Genomic DNA, 17,239 nt, shown 5'->3' with positions numbered 1-17,239 from the left:
ATTAAGTTCCTGCTCGCCGGCCATATAATCCAAAGTTGAATAAATATACCAAAATAATTGTAGCTGAAACTGCAATGCCTGGAGATAAAAAGGCCAAATAATTACTAGCAATGATATCTTTCATTTGAAACATCATCATTCCCAAATCCGGTCGGGAAACATCATTAGCAAAACCCAAAAAAGTCATGGTAGTAACTGACAAAATAACCGATCCAAATAAAGATACAATTTCGGTCAAATAAATAGGCACAATGTTAGGTAGAATATAATGATTTAAAATTGAAAACGAAGATAGTCCATCAAGTCTATAGGCCGTAATATACGTTTTATTCCATTCGTTGATAACACGTTGATGAATATTGTAAATAAAGCGTGGGGAATAAGATAACCCAATCACCAATAACATATTGGTAATATCATCTTTTAATAATAAGCTAACCACAATCACACCAAGTAACGGCGGTACAACCATACAGAATTTAAAAACAAACAACACAAAAGGGCGTATAAATGATATAAAAAACATTAAATAATTAATTACCCCGCCAATGGCAACCACATAAAATACTGCTTTTAATGTCATTGACATGGTTGAACGATAACCAATTAACAAATAATTAAAAATATCTTGTCCTTTCGCGTTAGTACCAAGTATATGATTGATATCACCACTAGACCACCAAGCAGGTGGCAATAAAGCTGGGTAACTAGGGTTTAAATGAGCATGAAAAAACCATTGAGTTGATAATGCTACAAATGTAATCGCCAATATGCCATAAAAGCCAACAATTAAGTAAAGATTGCTGTGCAACCGACTAAAGCTTAACTTTAGACCTTTTATTAACCTAGCAAGCCTAGACATAATGTTCCTTATGACGCAAAGGATAAATAACAACTGCCGAAATTTCACCTAATAGCGCTAATAAACTGATAACAGTGCCACAAGCTAGAATGGCAATAGAAATAATAAAATAATTATGATGGTGATAAGCAATCATCACCCATTGCCCTAGCCCTACTCGATTAAATAAAATTTCAATAACCATAGTTGAAAACAACAGTGTTGTCGTATTATACGTCAATTGTGGAATGGTCGCAGGAATAGCATTAGGTAATAAGTGCCGACGCAAAATTTTAAATGGTGATCGTTCTCGAATAATTGCCATTTTGATAAAATTCTGCCGGGCGGTACTTTTTACATTTTGACTGACTAATTGAATAGTTATAATGCTTGGTTGAATGGCTAAAATCATGATCGGCAAAAGCAAATAGTGAAGCTGCTCAAATAATACCTGCCATTGAAATGGCTTTGATGAAACAAAAATATCCAATAACGAAGTACCGGCAACTGCTGGCGACACATCGAAATTCATCGATACCGACCAAGTTGGTGATAACCAATACATGACGATAATTACAAACATAACAATAGGACAAGAATATAATAATAAAGATCCTAAGCGAATCGTACTATTTAACCAAGTAAAATTACTAAGCCCAAGAAAAATACCTAAAGGTAATCCAATCAGTAAAGCAACAAATAATGCGAGAATACAAAGTTCAAATGTAGCCAATAATGTATGAAAAAACGGAAGCGTTTCACCAGTTAATAATCTGAATTGGCCTTGTAGCAACTGCTTAAAAAAAACACTGTAAGCATCAATAAAACTTAGGTTGTTAAAGTTAAACGTTGAATGAGGGGTAAAATAGACTAAACAGAAGCTAATCTGAGCCAACACGCAGATAATAAACAAAAACGTGACTATTTTTTTGAAAATATAGATAATCATTGTTTATCTTTATCGATATTATAAGTAAATAAAACACGGCGACATAATCACATCACCGCGTTTTAATCTATTTATTGGTTATCCGGAATCACCGGTTTACTTGCTGCGGCATAAGCATGATCTTGAGCACTTAAACCACCGGCATTACCTTTACCTTCAAAACGATAATTTAACTCTTCGCGTGATTTTATGCCAATAGCAGAAGTCACATATTCTGGCGCGGGTGCTTTGGTCATTGCAGAAGAAGAATAACCGATTGATTGTGAACCATTAATGACTAAATCAACATCATGACTATTTTGTTCACTATCTTTAACATTTTCTTGAACATCGATTAATGATGAACTTGTTGATACCTCATCAACAGTAGCAACATCATTTAGGTGCTCTTCATTTTTAACAATGACAGGAAGTAAAAGTGAAGGGATGACAGGTGCCACAATATTTGGTTCGTCATTCGTTATTTGACTGTAATCAACAGTAACTCGACCTAAGGCTAATTCTAATGACGCAGCAGCAAATGGTAACGGCATTGGCGACTGTTTTAGAGCGACATTACGAACACGGCGTTTATTATTACGTTGACCATTCATTCGTAAATGTCTTGACGTACGGCGCTGACGCTTCGGTTGAGATTCCGAGATAATATTGTCTTTAGATGGTTCAGATACAATAACCGGTAATAATAAAGAAGGAATAATGACTCTTTCTTGTTCAACTTGCATCGTAGTATCAGCATTTTTGACACGAACATTTTTAGTTAAAGTGCGTTGTTGGCGTCTTGGTTTCGCTTCACGTTGTTTTGGTTGCACCGCTTCACCCGCAACTCTATCTGCCTTAATATTATTTTCTGAGTTTGACAAATGAGTATTTGCATTATTATTTTGTTTAGCTCGGCGATGATTATTTCGATTCGACTCTTTAATCTCCTCTGTAGAGCCTGCTGCAACAATGTTAGTATTACTTGCTAAATTATTGTTTCTGTTATTGCGATGACGTCGATTATTGGAACGTTGATTATCTCGTCTTTTTACCGTTTTGGGTTTAACCTCTGGTTGAGGTTCAGCTTTTTCTGTCACAAATAATTTACGTAGTTTACCAAACAATCCACTAAACAAACTGCCTGATTTTTTCGTTTTGGGATCGACTTTTTCTTTTGGCGCTACACATGCTTCAACTTTAGGGCCTGATAATACGGCTTGTTCAACAATAACTTCCACAGCTTGCTGTTCATCTTCCTCTTCTTCAAGTTCACGAATCAATTTTGGAAGATTATAACTTAGTACGTCTGTTTCTTCGCCTCTACGCTTACGAATCACTTTATACAGTGGTGTTTCCATCTCTTCATCACCAGCAATCACAATTTTGACATCAGGATGCATGCTTTCAATATTAGTGATAGCGCGACGTTTTTCGTTGAGTAAATAGCTCGCTATAGGTACTGGTACGATGACATCGATTTGTACAGTATTATCTTTCATTGCTTCTTCTTGAATTAATCGAAGAATCGATAAAGACAATGAATTATTATCACGAACCGTACCTGTTCCTTGACAACGTGGACAAATATGATGAGTGGCTTCACGTAATGAAGGGCTTAAACGTTGACGAGACATTTCGAGTAAACCAAAACGAGAAATACGGGTCGTTTGGATACGCGCACGGTCAGTCTTCATTGCTTCTTTAAGGCGATTTTCTACCTCACGCTGATTACGAACTGGTGTCATATCAATAAAATCGATAACAATCAAACCACCTAAGTCACGTAAGCGTAGTTGGCGCGCAATTTCTTCGGCTGCTTCAAGGTTAGTATTAAATGCGGTTTCTTCAATATCGCTACCACGAATTGATTTAGCTGAGTTAATATCGATTGCAGTCAACGCTTCAGTAGCATCAATGACAATTGAACCGCCAGAAGGTAAGCGAACTTCACGCTGGAATGCCGACTCAATTTGACCTTCAATTTGGAAATGATTAAATAATGGCACATCCCCTTCATAAAGTTTTAAGCGACTAACGTACTCAACACGCCCTAAATCAGCTAATCGTTTTTTAGCCATATCAAGTACTTTAGGATTATCAATTAAAATATCACCGACATCATCACGTAAATAATCACGGAATGCTCGTGTAATAATATCGCTTTCTTTATGAATTAAACTTGGCGCAGGATGCTTTTTGGCCTCATTTTGAATGGCAGTCCAATAATTAACTAAAGCGTCTAAATCTTGTTGTAACTCTTCTTGGCTTTTACCAACCCCTGCTGTTCTAGCTATCACACCCATACCTTTAGGCTTTTCGATAGCATCAATAATACGTTTAAGATCGGCTCGTTCTTCACCCTCTATACGGCGCGAAACACCACCAGCACGAGGATCATTCGGCATCAAGACTAAATAACTACCAGCTAAGCTGATATAGGTCGTTAAAGCTGCACCTTTTTTGCCACGAATCTCTTTTTCAATTTGAATAAGGACTTCTTGTCCTTCTTGTAGATGTTTAATACTACGGCGACCACTAATATTAGATGGGAAATAGCTTTCAGCAATCTCTTTTAAAGGTAAAAATCCATCACGTTCACCACCATAAGAGACAAACGCAGCCTCTAAACTTGGATTGATTTTAGTAATTTTACCTTTATAAATATTGGCCTTCTTTTGTTCATGACCAAGGCTTTCGATATCTAAATCATATAAGCGCTGACCATCAACAAGCGCAACGCGCAGCTCTTCTTGCTGGGTTGCGTTGATTAACATTCTTTTCATTATTCTACACTCTTGATTAATCTTAATTAACTGTAGGTAGAATCTTATTATTGATAAGTGATTATTTTAACAATGATGAATAATGGTACTTAACTAAATATTTGTATACAGCATTCATTATTTTATTTATGTTATTTTTGTTATTATTTTATGTGAATCCGATACCGCTTATACCACATCAATATAATACATTAAGCAAAATATTAAATTAAAAGCACTAAATACTTTACAAAAAACCTAATTGTATAATTTATTGACGCTATGAACATGGTTAATTTGCAACCCACCGTATCTTACCGATTTTGGCAAACAAACTAAATCTTTATGTAATTGTTTAAAATAAACATATTATCTAATTATAATAATTCTACTTACGCTATTTTATTTTGACAAACTGTAATGTCTAACGCCATTGCTGCATTACAAGGATAAAATTATCCCTCTCTATTATTAACGTTTCAGCCAAGGATAGCAAGCAAATTAAACTGGCTGTTTTACAAACAGTTAAGCGGTCATTTTTCTCATTTTCAACTGTTGTGACCACATGATCAATAACTTAATTGATTTGCTTAAATTTTTATACTAAAACGCCTATTTACCTAAAAACAGCTTTACAAGCTTTTTTACAAATTAGCCAATTAACAAAAATAAAACGTTGATGCGATTATGCATAGCAAAACTTAATCAGTATAATGACGATTAAATAACATGATAATTTGAATATGAGATATATTTGTTTATGAGCTCTACTGATAAAATCGCTTTACTTAATTTTACTACTCGTTGGATTAACCAATTCAATTTCGCACCAGCAAGCGAAGAATTACATGCTATCCCCTCGCCTTGCATTTTAAAAACGCAACAGCTTACGGTATATTGGCAACCATTTTTATTGGAGCCACCAAGAGAGCTCACAATTGCTGAACAAATCATTGGCATCACATTACACGCCAGTGCTCACTTTTTTTATGGCACACAATATGCTGGCAATATGACAGCTCAATTTACCAATATCCATTTAACCTTAATTCAAGCATGGAATGATGATGATTTTGCAACATTAGAACAAAATTTAATTGCTCATTTATCTCAACAAAAAAAATTAAAACGCATACCAACCATTTTTATCGCATCGACGAATGAAAGCACTGAAATCATTGCCATCAATAATTTAACAGGTGAAATTGTAAAAGAAGATTTAATTACCGGTGAATTAACTGTCCTAGCACACAATTTAACTATCTTTTTAGATAAGCTAATTGTTACATGTTAGACAATAGTTGTTTAGCAATAATACAATACTTGTATACACCTTTTGCAAAAGTAACGATTATCAAAATTGTATCTTACAAAATAATGTGTATATAATGCGTTGAAAGTCATTAGATCAGATAGGTGAATTATGTTTGAATATTTAACAGCAGCTCCAGCCGATCCCATTTTAGGGTTAGCCGATCTTTATAATAAGGATGAACGCACCAATAAAATAAATTTAAGTGTTGGTATTTACAAAGATGAAACCACTAAAACACCTATTTTAGAAAGTGTGAAAAAAGCAGAGCATTTTTTATTAAATGACGAAACAACCAAAAGTTACCTAGCTATTGATGGCGTCAACGCTTTCAATCTTGCAACACAAATTCTACTTTTTGGTCGCGAAAATGAACGAGCAAGAACCGCACAAGCACCTGGCGGGACAGGGGCTTTACGCATTATGGCGGATTTTTTATCCCGCCGGACCAAAGTAAAACGTGTTTGGGTAAGTAACCCAACTTGGCCAAATCATCGTAGTGTATTCCAAGCGGCTGGCCTTGAAGTCCGTGAATACCATTATTATAGTGCACAAACACACACTCTTGATTTTGATGCCATGATGAGTAGCTTAAGCCTAGTTGCTTCAGGTGAAGCGGTATTGTTCCATGGTTGTTGTCATAATCCGACAGGTATCGATCCAACCCCAGAACAATGGCAAGCGATTTCAGATTTAGCCTTAAAAAATGGCTGGTTACCATTATTTGATTTAGCGTATCAAGGCTTTGGTAAAGGTATCGAAGAAGACGTTTACGGATTAAGATTATTTGCTCAAAACCACCCTGAATTACTGATTGCAAGCTCATATTCTAAAAATTTTGGTCTCTATAGCGAACGGGTTGGAGCATTTACCTTAATTGCTGCAAATGCTGAAATTGCCGATCGCGCCTTTAGTCAAGTCAAAACAATTATTCGGGCAAATTACTCTAACCCACCTGCACATGGTGCTAAAATCGTCTCTTACATTTTAAACAATGAAGAATTAAAAGAAGAGTGGATCGATGAATTAACAAGTATGCGTCAACGCATTCACCGCATGCGACAACTATTTGTAAAAACCTTACAAGATAAAGGAGCGAATCAAGATTTTAGCTTCATCGCCAAACAAAATGGTATGTTCTCGTTCAGTGGTTTGAACGAAGAACAAGTGCTAAAGTTACGCCATGATTATGGTATCTATATAGTTAATTCAGGGCGTATCAATGTGGCGGGCATGACGTTAGATAACATGTCCAGACTTTGCGAATCCATTGTTCAAGTGCTATAAAAATTGTAATAAACAAATACTAGAACATTGTTAATGCTATTGTTTAAGTCACAAGAAAAACACTCAAATAAAGAGTGTTTTTCTTGGTCTTTTAAAGTTAAGATGATTTTGATTATTAAAAAGCATTCATAAAAAGCATTGATTTTATTTTTAATATTTTTTCAAATCCCTTGTTTATATAAAAGATAAACTGTAAGAATTACTTGCGTTATTTACCATAATTTGAAAAGCGACTGTCATTCATAGATATAACGCCGTATCCCAGATAAACAAAATGGTACCTACATCATAAAGAAAAATCACCGTCACCGATTTGGCTAACCGCTTTAAGGTCAGTTGTCCAACCATTTATCGCACCGAAAAAACTCATTAAACATTAAATAACATGACTACCATTAAATATAAATACGAAAATAGTTAGCGTCATTTTCTAGGTGAGTTGTGTGCTCACTATGCGGTATTCATAAAACTATTCACGTTTTAGGTTATATTTTTTGTAAAAAATATTCAGGATTCTATACCGTTTCGTGATGAATTGAGAATTTTCAGCATCTCATTTATAAAAACTGGTGATCGCCATCGTCTCAATTAACAATTCACCAAAATTGCTAGCCCTAAAATAAATGGGTAAAGTCGCAAGCGTGATACGTACTTTAATGGCAATGTTGCATAATCGGCAAATAATTAGCGATTCAAAAAACAGAAAACAAGAAAAAACCAAATAAAATCAATTATTTTTCTGAGTTATTTGTACAGAAAGATGAAATTGTTTAGCGTAAGCATCCTCATGACTCAAAAAGCATCCTGTTTATGATTTAAATCATAAAAATTGCCCATTTTCATTAATCTTTTATTCCAATTAGTTATATCCATAGACAAACAGATTATTAGACGATCCCCCATTAATTACTAATAATTATTTAACAGGATAATAACAATGATTGAGGATAGGTTGGTGGCGTCACATATTTTAGATTTTTTAATTTTAGGCAATAACTTTGGTACAAGCGAAATGAGGGCGATCTGGTCAGAGCAAAATCGCCTGCAAAAACAAGTAGAGGTCGAAGTTGCTTTAGCTCAAGCAGAAGGCGAGCTAGGTGTAATTCCCGCTGAAGCTGCCAATGCAATCATAGCCAAAGCTGATGCAACTAAATTATCAATACAACACATTGCCGAAGAAGCGGCAAAGGCCAAACACTCGTTAATGTCGACCATTAACGCACTACAAAAACAAGTAGGTGATGCCGGTCAATATATTCATTACGGGGCAACCACACAAGATATTGTCGATACTGCAACTGTTTTACAATTAAAACAATCATTTGTTGTCATTGAACGCGATAGCAAACAGGTGGCACTCGAACTAAAACGTTTAGCCAAACAGTATCAATATTTACCCATGGTTGGGCGTACGCATGGCATGCAAGCGCTTCCCACAACCTTTGGCTTTAAACTTGCAGTATGGTTAGATGAATTTATTCGCCACCTACAACGATTAAGTGAAATAAAACAACGGGTATTAGTCGGTAATATTAGTGGCGCAATTTGTACGTATGCATCAATAGGCAAGTTAGGCCCACAGGTTGAATCGCATGCGTTAACGTTACTAGGGCTAAATACCCCTAATATCGGTTGGCAAGCTGCGCGTGATCGGTTTTCTGAATACGCATCAGTCATCGCCTTAATTAGTGGTACATTGGGTAAAATTGGCAATGAATTTTATAACTTAATGCGCACCGAAATTAACGAAGTTGAAGAGCCCTTTTCTGACGGAAAAATCGGTTCAACCACTATGCCTCACAAACGAAATCCAGCCGCATTAGAAGGGTTAGCAAGCTTAACTGCACCGTTATTAAAAAGTGTCGCTTTAATTCATGAATCGATGAAAGTTGAACATGAACGCGATGCCATGAGTTGGCGTGCAGAATGGATCGCACTACCCGAAATTAACCTTTACATTTCAGCGCAACTACAAATAGCATTAGCGGTACTTAAAGGTCTAAAAGTCAATGCTGATCGGATGTTAGCTAACTTATCACTACAAAATGGCCTGCTGTTATCAGAAAAAGTCATGTTCGAAATTGGTAAGCGATTAGGCAAACAAACTGCTCATCAACTGGTTTATCAAAGCGCCATGAAAGCGTTTGAACAAAATCGACCATTTAAAGATATATTATTAGAAGATCCAAGTTTAAACAAAGAATTTACCGAATCGGAGCTTAATACTTGGTTAGATCCAATTAACTATCTTGGCTCTGCTCCTGAAAAAGTAGCACAAGTCATTCAATACGCTGAACAGTGTGGAGTATTAGCATGAGTTTTCGCTTAATGACTGATAAAGATATTCCAGCTTATCAAGCCCTACTGCATAGTGCTTATCAAGCCACAACTCAATTAGGCATTCATTTTGCCGCAGCAGCAATCAAGCAATCGCAGATTGCTGAGCATATTGAGTCTAATGCCGTGTATTTATTTGAAAAAGATGGTGAGCTACTATCAACTTTAAGCATTCGCTTTCCGTGGGGCAACAACCCAGGACCTTATGGGTTACCCCATTTAGGTTGGTTTGCAACAGCTCCACGATATAAAGGTCAAGGCTATGGTAATGCATTATGGGATTTTGTTGAACAGCAAATTTTAATTAACCAACTAAAGTTACCTGCCGTCACGTTAGGCACCGCCGCAAATCATCCATGGCTTGCCCAGACGTACATAAATAAAGGCTATAAAAAAATAGGGCAAGCGGATTTAACGTCAGATCATACTACGCTCTATTTTGAAAAAATTTTAAATCATAAAAGCTATACCGAATGGAAAAAAAGGAGTAATAAACAATGAAAAAAATAAGTACACTACTGTCCGCTCTTTTATTAACAAGCCTAACTTTAATCGGTTGTGATAATCAATCCAGCCATCAAGTCACAGAGCAAAATATTATTAAAGTGGGTTCTACAGGACAGAGCTACCCAAACGGGTATAAGCAAGATGGCAAATTAGTCGGATTTGATGTTGAAGTTACCGAGGCGATTGCCAAAGAATTAGGCTACAAAGTCGAATGGAACATTGCCGAATTTGGTGGCTTAATGGGACAATTTGATTCTGGGCGGTTAGATACTATTGCCAATGCGGTTGCAGTTACACCTGCTCGTCAAGCCAAATATGATTTTTCCAACACCTATAGCTTTTATGGTAGCCAAATTTTTACTCACAAAGATAACAATAATATTAATCAATTATCTGATTTTAAAGGCAAAACTATTGCTGGTGTGCTAGGCTCAAATCATATAAACAATCTAAAAAAAGCCTTTCCTAACAATGAAATCACTATCAAGACCTATGAAACACGAGATGGTGCAATGTATGATACGGAATATCAACGGGTTGATGGCTATGTTAATTCAAAACCGATATTACTGGCTGAAATTAAGCGTAAAAATCTGCCGTTCAAATTAGTCGGTGAACCCATTACTATTGAGCAAGTCGCATTTCCATTTAGTAAAAATGAAAAAGGTCAAGCACTGCGTGAAAAATTCAATCAAGCCCTCGAAAAGTTACGCACTAATGGCACATTGAAAAATTTGGCAATTAAATATTTTGGCGAAGATATTACCTTATGAATTTTAATGTAAACTATTTTTTAAATGTGTTTCCGCAGATATTACCTTATCTGCCGGTTACCCTTTTTATTACCATCATATCGATTATGTTTGCCATTACATTAGGGCTAGCGATTGCATTATTGCGTAGCAATAAAATAATCATTATCGATACTCTTTTTGCACTGTATATATCTCTGTTTCGAGCAATACCTTCCGTTGTTTTACTGTTTATTGTTTATTACGGTTTACCGCAGATTTTTCCTGTTTTAAAACAAATGGGGGCAACAACGGCAGCCATTATCTGCTTTAGTTTAAAATATTCATCCTATTTAGCCGAAATTTTCCGAGCAAGTTTAGAATCGGTTGATCACGGGCAGGAAGAAGCGGGACTAACGGTGGGTTTAAGTAAAATACAAGTTTATCGCGGTATTATACTGCCCCAAGCCATGGTCAATGCCTTACCGAACACCGGTAATATGTTCATTTCATTACTTAAAGATTCGTCTGTCGCCTTTTTTGTTGGCGTGCAAGAACTATTAGCAGCCGGAAAAATGTTAACCGCTAACTCATTCCTCTACTTTGAAACCTATTTAGCTGTTGGCATTGTTTACTGGCTGACTGTTGTTATCTATTCTTGGATACAAAAACAGTTAGAACAGAAACTCTCAGCCCCCTATCATCGTTAAGGAGACGAGTTATGATTACGGTATCACATTTATCTAAACGCTTTGCTAATAATGAAGTTTTGAAAGAGATCAACCTAAACATTGAACAGGGCGAAGTGGTTGCAATTATTGGACCGTCAGGATCAGGCAAATCAACCTTATTACGTTGCTTAAATTTATTAGAAAAACCAAACACCGGCATCATTCAAATTGGCACAGCAATACTAGATGCTAAGCATTATAGTAATAAAGAGGAAACTCATTTACGCAAGCAATCTGCAATGGTCTTTCAACACTACAATTTATTTAAAAATAAAACCGCATTAGAAAATATCACCTATCCATTAATTGTTGGACAAAAGATAGATAAAAAAGAGGCTGAACAACTTGGCTTATCATTATTAGAACGCGTTGGTATGTTACCTTACGCCACACAATATCCCATAACCTTATCTGGTGGTCAGCAACAACGTGTTGCTATCGCAAGAGCACTTGCAGTCAGACCCAAAGTATTATTGTTTGATGAACCAACATCCGCACTTGATCCCGAGCGTGTACACGAAGTACTACAAGTAATGCTACAGCTAGCTAAAGAAAATATCACAATGATTATCGTGACCCACGAAATGGAGTTTGCTAAGTATGTTGCAGACCGAGTTATTTTTATGGCTAATGGCGTAATTGTTGAACAAGGACCGGCAAAATCAATAATTGATAATCCACAAAATGAAATAACACAACGCTTTTTGCGCCAATTAACCGATGAAATCGATTTTGAAATTTAACCATTAAAAACTGACTTAACCATAGCATGAGTTTTTAATCGTTAAAGCGTTAAAAGATGTGACAATAAAAATGTATGCAGATCTAAACCGACCGCAAGCGCACGAATATCTTTCAATAAATTATCCGCGGTCTTTTGGTCACCTACGGCTTTGACCAGCTTCAATGATAATTCGTGCTGACTGTACGGATTTTTTGGTGAACCTTTTGGAAAATCAATTCGTTGGTTCAACTTTTCACCTGTACTATTAACAATCTCAACAACAACATAACGTTGATTATACGCCTGTGGATGGGGTGTAAGTTGTATTTGATAGCTTCGTTTCATCTTCTGCATCAAATTTTTTATGCCATTTGCAATAGGCTTTGCTGAAAACTGTTCAAAACTAAGTGGCAACCCTAAAAGAGTTAATGCTAAAACATACTCAGCCGAAAAACGCCCTTGTTCAGCAAGCAAAGGCATTTGATAAATTAACGCTGCATCACTTTGTGGTGGAGAAAAAAAGATAGTGATACTCTCAATCTTATCTACACTAAAGTTAGCATTCCGATAAAGTAATTGCCCCGCATCAGCAATATAAGCAGCAGCTGAACAATAAGAATAATTTTTAAACCATAATCCGGGATGCACAATCTTCCAAGTTTTACCCCAATGACTTAAATCAAAACGTGTATTACCTTGTCCATAAATAGCCAAAAAACCTAATTTATCATCTAAAAAATCCTGATCGGCATGTATACCCGCTCTTAACCACTCAACCGCTTGTATGGCATGTTCGGCTGCTATCCCAGCATGCAAAAACTTAATCGGCGTGCCCATTAACAAACGCATACCTGATGCTTGAGTCGCCGCTAACGTTAATGCTTGCGATAAAAACGACTCATCATAGAGATAACAAATAGCCGCTGTTGCCGCAATTCCACCCAAAGTAATAGTTGCATGCCAACCTTTTTCATAATGCTGTGGATTAACGCTTTGTCCCAATAAGGCCATCACTTCGATACCAATAACATAAGCGGTTAAAAAACGCCGACCATCAATTTTTTGCTCAGCATTATCAAATCGAACACTGGCAATGAGTGCAGATAAAATAACGGCAGAGGGGTGACCACGAACATCTGAATGTACATCATCATAATCTAAACAATGGGCTTGAAAACCATTAAGTAGCGCGGCTTGCCTTGCGCTAGCTAACTTTTTCTGACCAATTAGCCAAGCTCTGGCATTACCGCCTTCATCTGCTATCCATGCTAGCAATTTATGAACATCATCTTCATGGCAAGCTTGTAAAGTGCAAGCAAAATAATCAGTTATCCCATTAATAGCACAATCAATAACTTGAGGGTCACTGATTATTGGCGTATTTCTGATTAAAAAACTTAACTGTTGACCTAAATTCATGCAAAACTCTCAAACTAAGCAAAGTCGATAAGCAATTAGGGAAATTGGTTTACTTATGGATAACTAAAATAACGTATAATTAGCCATAAGTTAAAGATTAAGTAGTTATATTCTAATAACCTAAAATCATAATATGTTAGCCATTGATATAATCATTTTTAGCCATTATTTTATATGTTAAAATGCTTCCTACAAAAATAATCAAATCAAAATTTAACATCTTAATTATGTCAACTTGTTATATCGCCTTAGGCAGTAATCTTGAAGATCCATTGTCACAAGCCAATCGTGCAATTGCAGCGTTAAAAATTTTGCCTAACACAACAGTTACGGCTATTTCTCCTTTTTACCGAAGCAAACCTCTTGGTCCACAAGACCAAAATGATTATCTTAATGCCGTCATCGAACTAACGACAAATTTATCTCCGATTGAACTACTTGACGAACTACAATCCATAGAAAAAGCGCAAGGTCGTATACGTAAAGACAATCGATGGGGCGCTCGAACCTTAGATCTCGATATTTTGTTGTATGATGATTTAATCATGCATAGTGAAAGACTCACTATCCCTCATTATCATATGAAAAATAGAGAGTTTGTGCTCTACCCACTATTTGACATCAATCCTGAACTTATTTTACCGGATAACGATAAGCTGTACGACTTATTAACTAAATGCCCTAAAAATGGATTAAAAAAGTGGGAATAACTACTTATCTTAGTTAATAACATACAGTTGCACTATTTTGCTTATTTTTTGCACATAAAAAATAATAAAAAAAATTTGCCAACGGCTGAATTATTGCTATAGTTTAGCGCTTTCAAATAATCTGTACTTAAGGGGATTGCTGTGAAAAAGGAACAAAAAGTAAATACATCTTCTCTTAGCCTGCTTTCAATTGCTGGGCTTGAGCCTTATAAAGAAGCACAAGGCGAGGAGTACATGAACCCTAAGCAATTAAAACATTTTAAACTTATTTTAGAAGCTTGGCTTGCTCAACTACAGGGTGAAATGGGTAAAACAGTTACTCACATGCAAGATGAAGCTGCTAACTTTCCAGATCCAGCTGACCGAGCAACACAAGAAGAGGAATTCAGCCTTGAATTACGTGCTCGAGATCGAGAAAGAAGACTAATTAAAAAAATTGAAAAAACATTAAAGAAAATTGAATCAGATGACTTTGGTTATTGTGAATCTTGTGGCGTTGAAATTGGCATTCGTCGCTTAGAAGCAAGGCCAACAGCAGATTTATGTATCGATTGTAAAACGCTTGCGGAACTTCGCGAAAAGCAGATGGGCATGTAACACCCGTTTCATCTATCATTCTCAATTAGACCTATGCATTATATCGGTCGTTTTGCCCCTTCACCATCAGGACCATTACATTTTGGTTCGTTGGTAACGGCGCTGGGGAGCTATCTCCAAGCTAAATCTTGCCTCGGTAAATGGCTGGTTCGTATTGAAGATATCGACCCACCACGAGAAGTTAAAGGGGCATCATCACTGATATTAAAAACTCTTGAAGCACTAAATTTATATTGGGATGATGAAGTGTTATACCAATCAGCATGCAGTGAACGTTACCAAGCTATTTTACAAACGCTCATCGATAATCAACAAGCCTATTATTGTGATTGTACTAGACAGCGAATTCAAAGTCTGACCAATGGTATCTATGATAATTTTTGTCGTGAAAGACATTTATCTAGTAATAATAAACAAGTTGCGATTCGTTTAAAACAAAATCATCCTGTTTTTGAATTTACTGATCAAATTCGTGGCTTACAAACCGTCGAACAAGCTAACGCACAAGAAGATTTTATTATTCATCGTAAAGATGGTTTGTTTGCTTATAATTTAGTGGTGGTATTAGATGATCATCAGCAAGGCATTACTGAAATTGTGCGAGGTGCAGATTTATTACCGGTTACCGCAAAACAAATCTCACTGTATCAACTGTTCGGCTTTTCTGTGCCAAGCTACTGCCATTTACCGCTAGTACTCGATAACAACGGCAATAAGCTATCAAAACAAAACCATGCCAACCCGATTGATTTAAACAATCTTAAATCATTAACCGTTCAAGCTCTGCAATTTTTAGGGCAATGTGTACCACAAGATTGGCAAGATGCCACACAACAGCAACTTTTAGATTGGGCAATACAGCATTGGCAACTGATGAATGTACCAAAACAAAACACCCAATTATCCACCAATATAGGATAAATTAGGCGTAATACCGACATTATGAGCATGTAACAGATGTTTTTCTGGTTTGATCATTAGCGAAGAAAAGATTCTTGCGATTAATTGTTGCTTTTGCGCTGGACTTTGGAGCAAATCACGCAAATCAACGGCGGCATCACCAAACAAACAATAATGCAACTTACCTATTGATGATACACGCAATCGATTACAACTTTTACAGAAATCTTTTGAATACGGCATAATCAGCCCAATTTTACCTTGATAGTCGTCATGAACATAAACTTTAGCTGGACCTGATAGCGGATTTTTCAATTGCAATTGCCAACCCAGTGCAATTAGCTGTGTTTCAATCAAACTACCGGACTGGTGATAGCGATTAAACACATCAAGGCTTTCGCCCGTTTCCATAAGCTCAATAAAACGTAACTCTACAGGGCGACATTTAATCCATGACAAATAATCATCTAAATTATCATTCATGTTTTTCATCAAAACGGTATTAATTTTGACTTTTTTTATACCGACTTCTAATGAACTGTCCACACATTGCATTAATTCTTTAAGCTTATCTTGACCGGTAATTAATTTAAATAAATGTGGAGAAAGGCTATCAATGCTAATATTAATAGCATTCAAACCAGCTTGATGCCAATTACGAATATTTTTTAATAAACGAGAACCATTGGTTGTAATGGCGAGTTCTTTCACTCTTGGGTAAGCAGAGATGATCGACAAAATATCCATAAAATCACGACGCAAAGTAGGCTCACCACCCGTTAACCGAATTTTACGCACACCAAGTTCAGTAAATGTTGCAACAACATTATTAATTTCACTGAGCGACAAAAATTTATGAGCCTTGTTAGGTCGATAACCATTGGGTAAACAGTACTGACACTGAAAATTACACAGCTCGGTAATCGACAAACGCAGATATTGAAATCGACGCTGATAATTATCAACTAATTGCATATATTTAAACACCTTATCCAAATCGGGAAGCATAGCCATTTCTGTGCTATACCGCGGCTAATCCACCATATGAATTGAAATATCACTTAGGCAAAAGAGCTTCAGAGTTTGATTCAGTCTAACATAGACTTTATTTTTTGACTATGAACAAATCGACCTTTGCAAGCGACCTAGTTATCTAGCAATGAAGACTTACTTATAGACAAGGTATTAATAAGAAAAATATTTATACATACCTAATATCTTATTTATTATGAATAAATAAATTTACATTATGTTAATTTATGCTATTTTATAAATTTGATTTAATTCATTGACTATATTATAGATTATAATCAGCAACCGGTAATAAACCAAGGAATAGAGTTTAAGTTGTCGCATAGTAGATGTTTTCAATAACAGCGTGTTTATAGAAAACAGATTAACTATCAATAAATCGTGCAATTAAATCATTCATTTCCAAATGAGCATCGTT

Annotated in this window: 15 protein-coding genes and 1 riboswitch; of the genes, 10 read left to right on the top strand and 5 right to left on the bottom strand. The window is 36.0% G+C overall.

The window, feature by feature from the left end; translation table 11 throughout:
* Position 1 precedes the first annotated feature (1 nt).
* From GQ593_RS02560 to rne, 3 genes are all read right to left on the bottom strand, one after another.
* On the bottom strand, positions 2-862 hold the full coding sequence (locus tag GQ593_RS02560; protein WP_160430487.1) for an ABC transporter permease subunit: 861 nt from the start codon (positions 860-862) through the stop codon (positions 2-4).
* Positions 855-1,790: an ABC transporter permease subunit gene (locus GQ593_RS02555; protein ID WP_160430486.1), complete on the bottom strand. Its 936-nt coding sequence runs from the start codon at positions 1,788-1,790 to the stop codon at positions 855-857. The genes GQ593_RS02560 and GQ593_RS02555 overlap by 8 nt, the downstream gene beginning before the upstream one ends.
* 71 nt (positions 1,791-1,861) lie before the next feature.
* Positions 1,862-4,555 (bottom strand): ribonuclease E, encoded by a 2,694-nt coding sequence (rne, locus tag GQ593_RS02550; RefSeq protein WP_160430485.1) that lies wholly within the window; start codon positions 4,553-4,555, stop codon positions 1,862-1,864.
* Positions 4,556-5,294: 739 nt separating this feature from the next.
* Between rne and syd the strand changes: the two genes are divergently transcribed.
* The 7 genes from syd to GQ593_RS02515 all read left to right on the top strand — a co-directional run bounded on the left by syd (position 5,295) and on the right by GQ593_RS02515 (position 12,182).
* Complete coding sequence (syd, locus tag GQ593_RS02545) at positions 5,295-5,828, top strand: SecY-interacting protein (protein ID WP_160430484.1); 534 nt, start codon at positions 5,295-5,297, stop codon at positions 5,826-5,828.
* A gap of 129 nt (positions 5,829-5,957) precedes the next feature.
* On the top strand, positions 5,958-7,133 hold the full coding sequence (locus GQ593_RS02540) for an amino acid aminotransferase (protein ID WP_160430483.1): 1,176 nt from the start codon (positions 5,958-5,960) through the stop codon (positions 7,131-7,133).
* Between the two features lie 955 nt (positions 7,134-8,088).
* Entirely contained in the window at positions 8,089-9,450 is a 1,362-nt protein-coding gene (gene purB, locus GQ593_RS02535) for an adenylosuccinate lyase (protein WP_160430520.1), read from the top strand.
* Positions 9,447-9,971, top strand: a complete 525-nt coding sequence (locus GQ593_RS02530; protein WP_160430482.1) for a GNAT family N-acetyltransferase — start codon at positions 9,447-9,449, stop codon at positions 9,969-9,971. The genes purB and GQ593_RS02530 overlap by 4 nt, the downstream gene beginning before the upstream one ends.
* On the top strand, positions 9,968-10,750 hold the full coding sequence (locus GQ593_RS02525) for an amino acid ABC transporter substrate-binding protein (protein WP_160430481.1): 783 nt from the start codon (positions 9,968-9,970) through the stop codon (positions 10,748-10,750). Before GQ593_RS02530 ends, GQ593_RS02525 begins: the two co-directional genes overlap by 4 nt.
* Entirely contained in the window at positions 10,747-11,418 is a 672-nt protein-coding gene (locus tag GQ593_RS02520) for an amino acid ABC transporter permease (RefSeq protein ID WP_160430480.1), read from the top strand. Before GQ593_RS02525 ends, GQ593_RS02520 begins: the two co-directional genes overlap by 4 nt.
* 11 nt (positions 11,419-11,429) lie before the next feature.
* Complete coding sequence (locus GQ593_RS02515) at positions 11,430-12,182, top strand: amino acid ABC transporter ATP-binding protein (protein WP_160430479.1); 753 nt, start codon at positions 11,430-11,432, stop codon at positions 12,180-12,182.
* 41 nt (positions 12,183-12,223) lie between these two features.
* On the opposite strand, the gene GQ593_RS02510 is transcribed toward GQ593_RS02515, so the two are convergent.
* Positions 12,224-13,582 carry an MmgE/PrpD family protein gene (locus GQ593_RS02510; RefSeq protein ID WP_160430478.1) on the bottom strand — a complete coding sequence of 453 codons (1,359 nt, stop codon included), beginning with the start codon at positions 13,580-13,582 and terminating at the stop codon, positions 12,224-12,226.
* A gap of 227 nt (positions 13,583-13,809) precedes the next feature.
* Here GQ593_RS02510 and folK point away from each other — a divergent pair, with 227 nt between their 5' ends.
* The 3 genes from folK (at position 13,810) to gluQRS (ending at position 15,810) form a co-directional block, all read left to right on the top strand.
* Positions 13,810-14,292 carry a 2-amino-4-hydroxy-6-hydroxymethyldihydropteridine diphosphokinase gene (gene folK, locus GQ593_RS02505; RefSeq protein WP_160430477.1) on the top strand — a complete coding sequence of 161 codons (483 nt, stop codon included), beginning with the start codon at positions 13,810-13,812 and terminating at the stop codon, positions 14,290-14,292.
* Between the two features lie 141 nt (positions 14,293-14,433).
* Positions 14,434-14,889, top strand: a complete 456-nt coding sequence (gene dksA / locus GQ593_RS02500) for an RNA polymerase-binding protein DksA (protein WP_065586606.1) — start codon at positions 14,434-14,436, stop codon at positions 14,887-14,889.
* Between the two features lie 33 nt (positions 14,890-14,922).
* Complete coding sequence (gene gluQRS / locus GQ593_RS02495; protein ID WP_160430476.1) at positions 14,923-15,810, top strand: tRNA glutamyl-Q(34) synthetase GluQRS; 888 nt, start codon at positions 14,923-14,925, stop codon at positions 15,808-15,810.
* Here gluQRS and moaA read toward each other — a convergent pair.
* On the bottom strand, positions 15,790-16,764 hold the full coding sequence (moaA, locus tag GQ593_RS02490; protein WP_160430475.1) for a GTP 3',8-cyclase MoaA: 975 nt from the start codon (positions 16,762-16,764) through the stop codon (positions 15,790-15,792). The genes gluQRS and moaA overlap by 21 nt on opposite strands.
* A riboswitch (molybdenum cofactor riboswitch) is annotated at positions 16,758-16,883 on the bottom strand. It overlaps the preceding gene by 7 nt.
* Positions 16,884-17,239: the final 356 nt, after the last annotated feature.

The sequence above is a fragment of the Gilliamella sp. Pas-s25 genome, from assembly GCF_009795885.1.
Classification (GTDB): Bacteria; Pseudomonadota; Gammaproteobacteria; order Enterobacterales; family Orbaceae; genus Gilliamella.
Note: the sequence above shows the minus strand (reverse complement) of the source record. Positions and strands in the feature narration are given on the sequence as shown.

What these genes read in the sequence shown, in the direction of transcription:
- moaA (WP_160430475.1), bottom strand. Translation starts at nt 16,764, where the DNA reads ATGCAATTAGTTGATAATTATCAGCGTCGATTTCAATATCTGCGTTTG.
- GQ593_RS02515 (WP_160430479.1), top strand. Translation starts at nt 11,430, where the DNA reads ATGATTACGGTATCACATTTATCTAAACGCTTTGCTAATAATGAAGTT.
- gluQRS (WP_160430476.1), top strand. Translation starts at nt 14,923, where the DNA reads ATGCATTATATCGGTCGTTTTGCCCCTTCACCATCAGGACCATTACAT.
- GQ593_RS02520 (WP_160430480.1), top strand. Translation starts at nt 10,747, where the DNA reads ATGAATTTTAATGTAAACTATTTTTTAAATGTGTTTCCGCAGATATTA.
- rne (WP_160430485.1), bottom strand. Translation starts at nt 4,555, where the DNA reads ATGAAAAGAATGTTAATCAACGCAACCCAGCAAGAAGAGCTGCGCGTT.
- GQ593_RS02555 (WP_160430486.1), bottom strand. Translation starts at nt 1,790, where the DNA reads ATGATTATCTATATTTTCAAAAAAATAGTCACGTTTTTGTTTATTATC.
- GQ593_RS02525 (WP_160430481.1), top strand. Translation starts at nt 9,968, where the DNA reads ATGAAAAAAATAAGTACACTACTGTCCGCTCTTTTATTAACAAGCCTA.
- GQ593_RS02530 (WP_160430482.1), top strand. Translation starts at nt 9,447, where the DNA reads ATGAGTTTTCGCTTAATGACTGATAAAGATATTCCAGCTTATCAAGCC.
- GQ593_RS02560 (WP_160430487.1), bottom strand. Translation starts at nt 862, where the DNA reads ATGTCTAGGCTTGCTAGGTTAATAAAAGGTCTAAAGTTAAGCTTTAGT.
- GQ593_RS02510 (WP_160430478.1), bottom strand. Translation starts at nt 13,582, where the DNA reads ATGAATTTAGGTCAACAGTTAAGTTTTTTAATCAGAAATACGCCAATA.
- syd (WP_160430484.1), top strand. Translation starts at nt 5,295, where the DNA reads ATGAGCTCTACTGATAAAATCGCTTTACTTAATTTTACTACTCGTTGG.
- folK (WP_160430477.1), top strand. Translation starts at nt 13,810, where the DNA reads ATGTCAACTTGTTATATCGCCTTAGGCAGTAATCTTGAAGATCCATTG.
- GQ593_RS02540 (WP_160430483.1), top strand. Translation starts at nt 5,958, where the DNA reads ATGTTTGAATATTTAACAGCAGCTCCAGCCGATCCCATTTTAGGGTTA.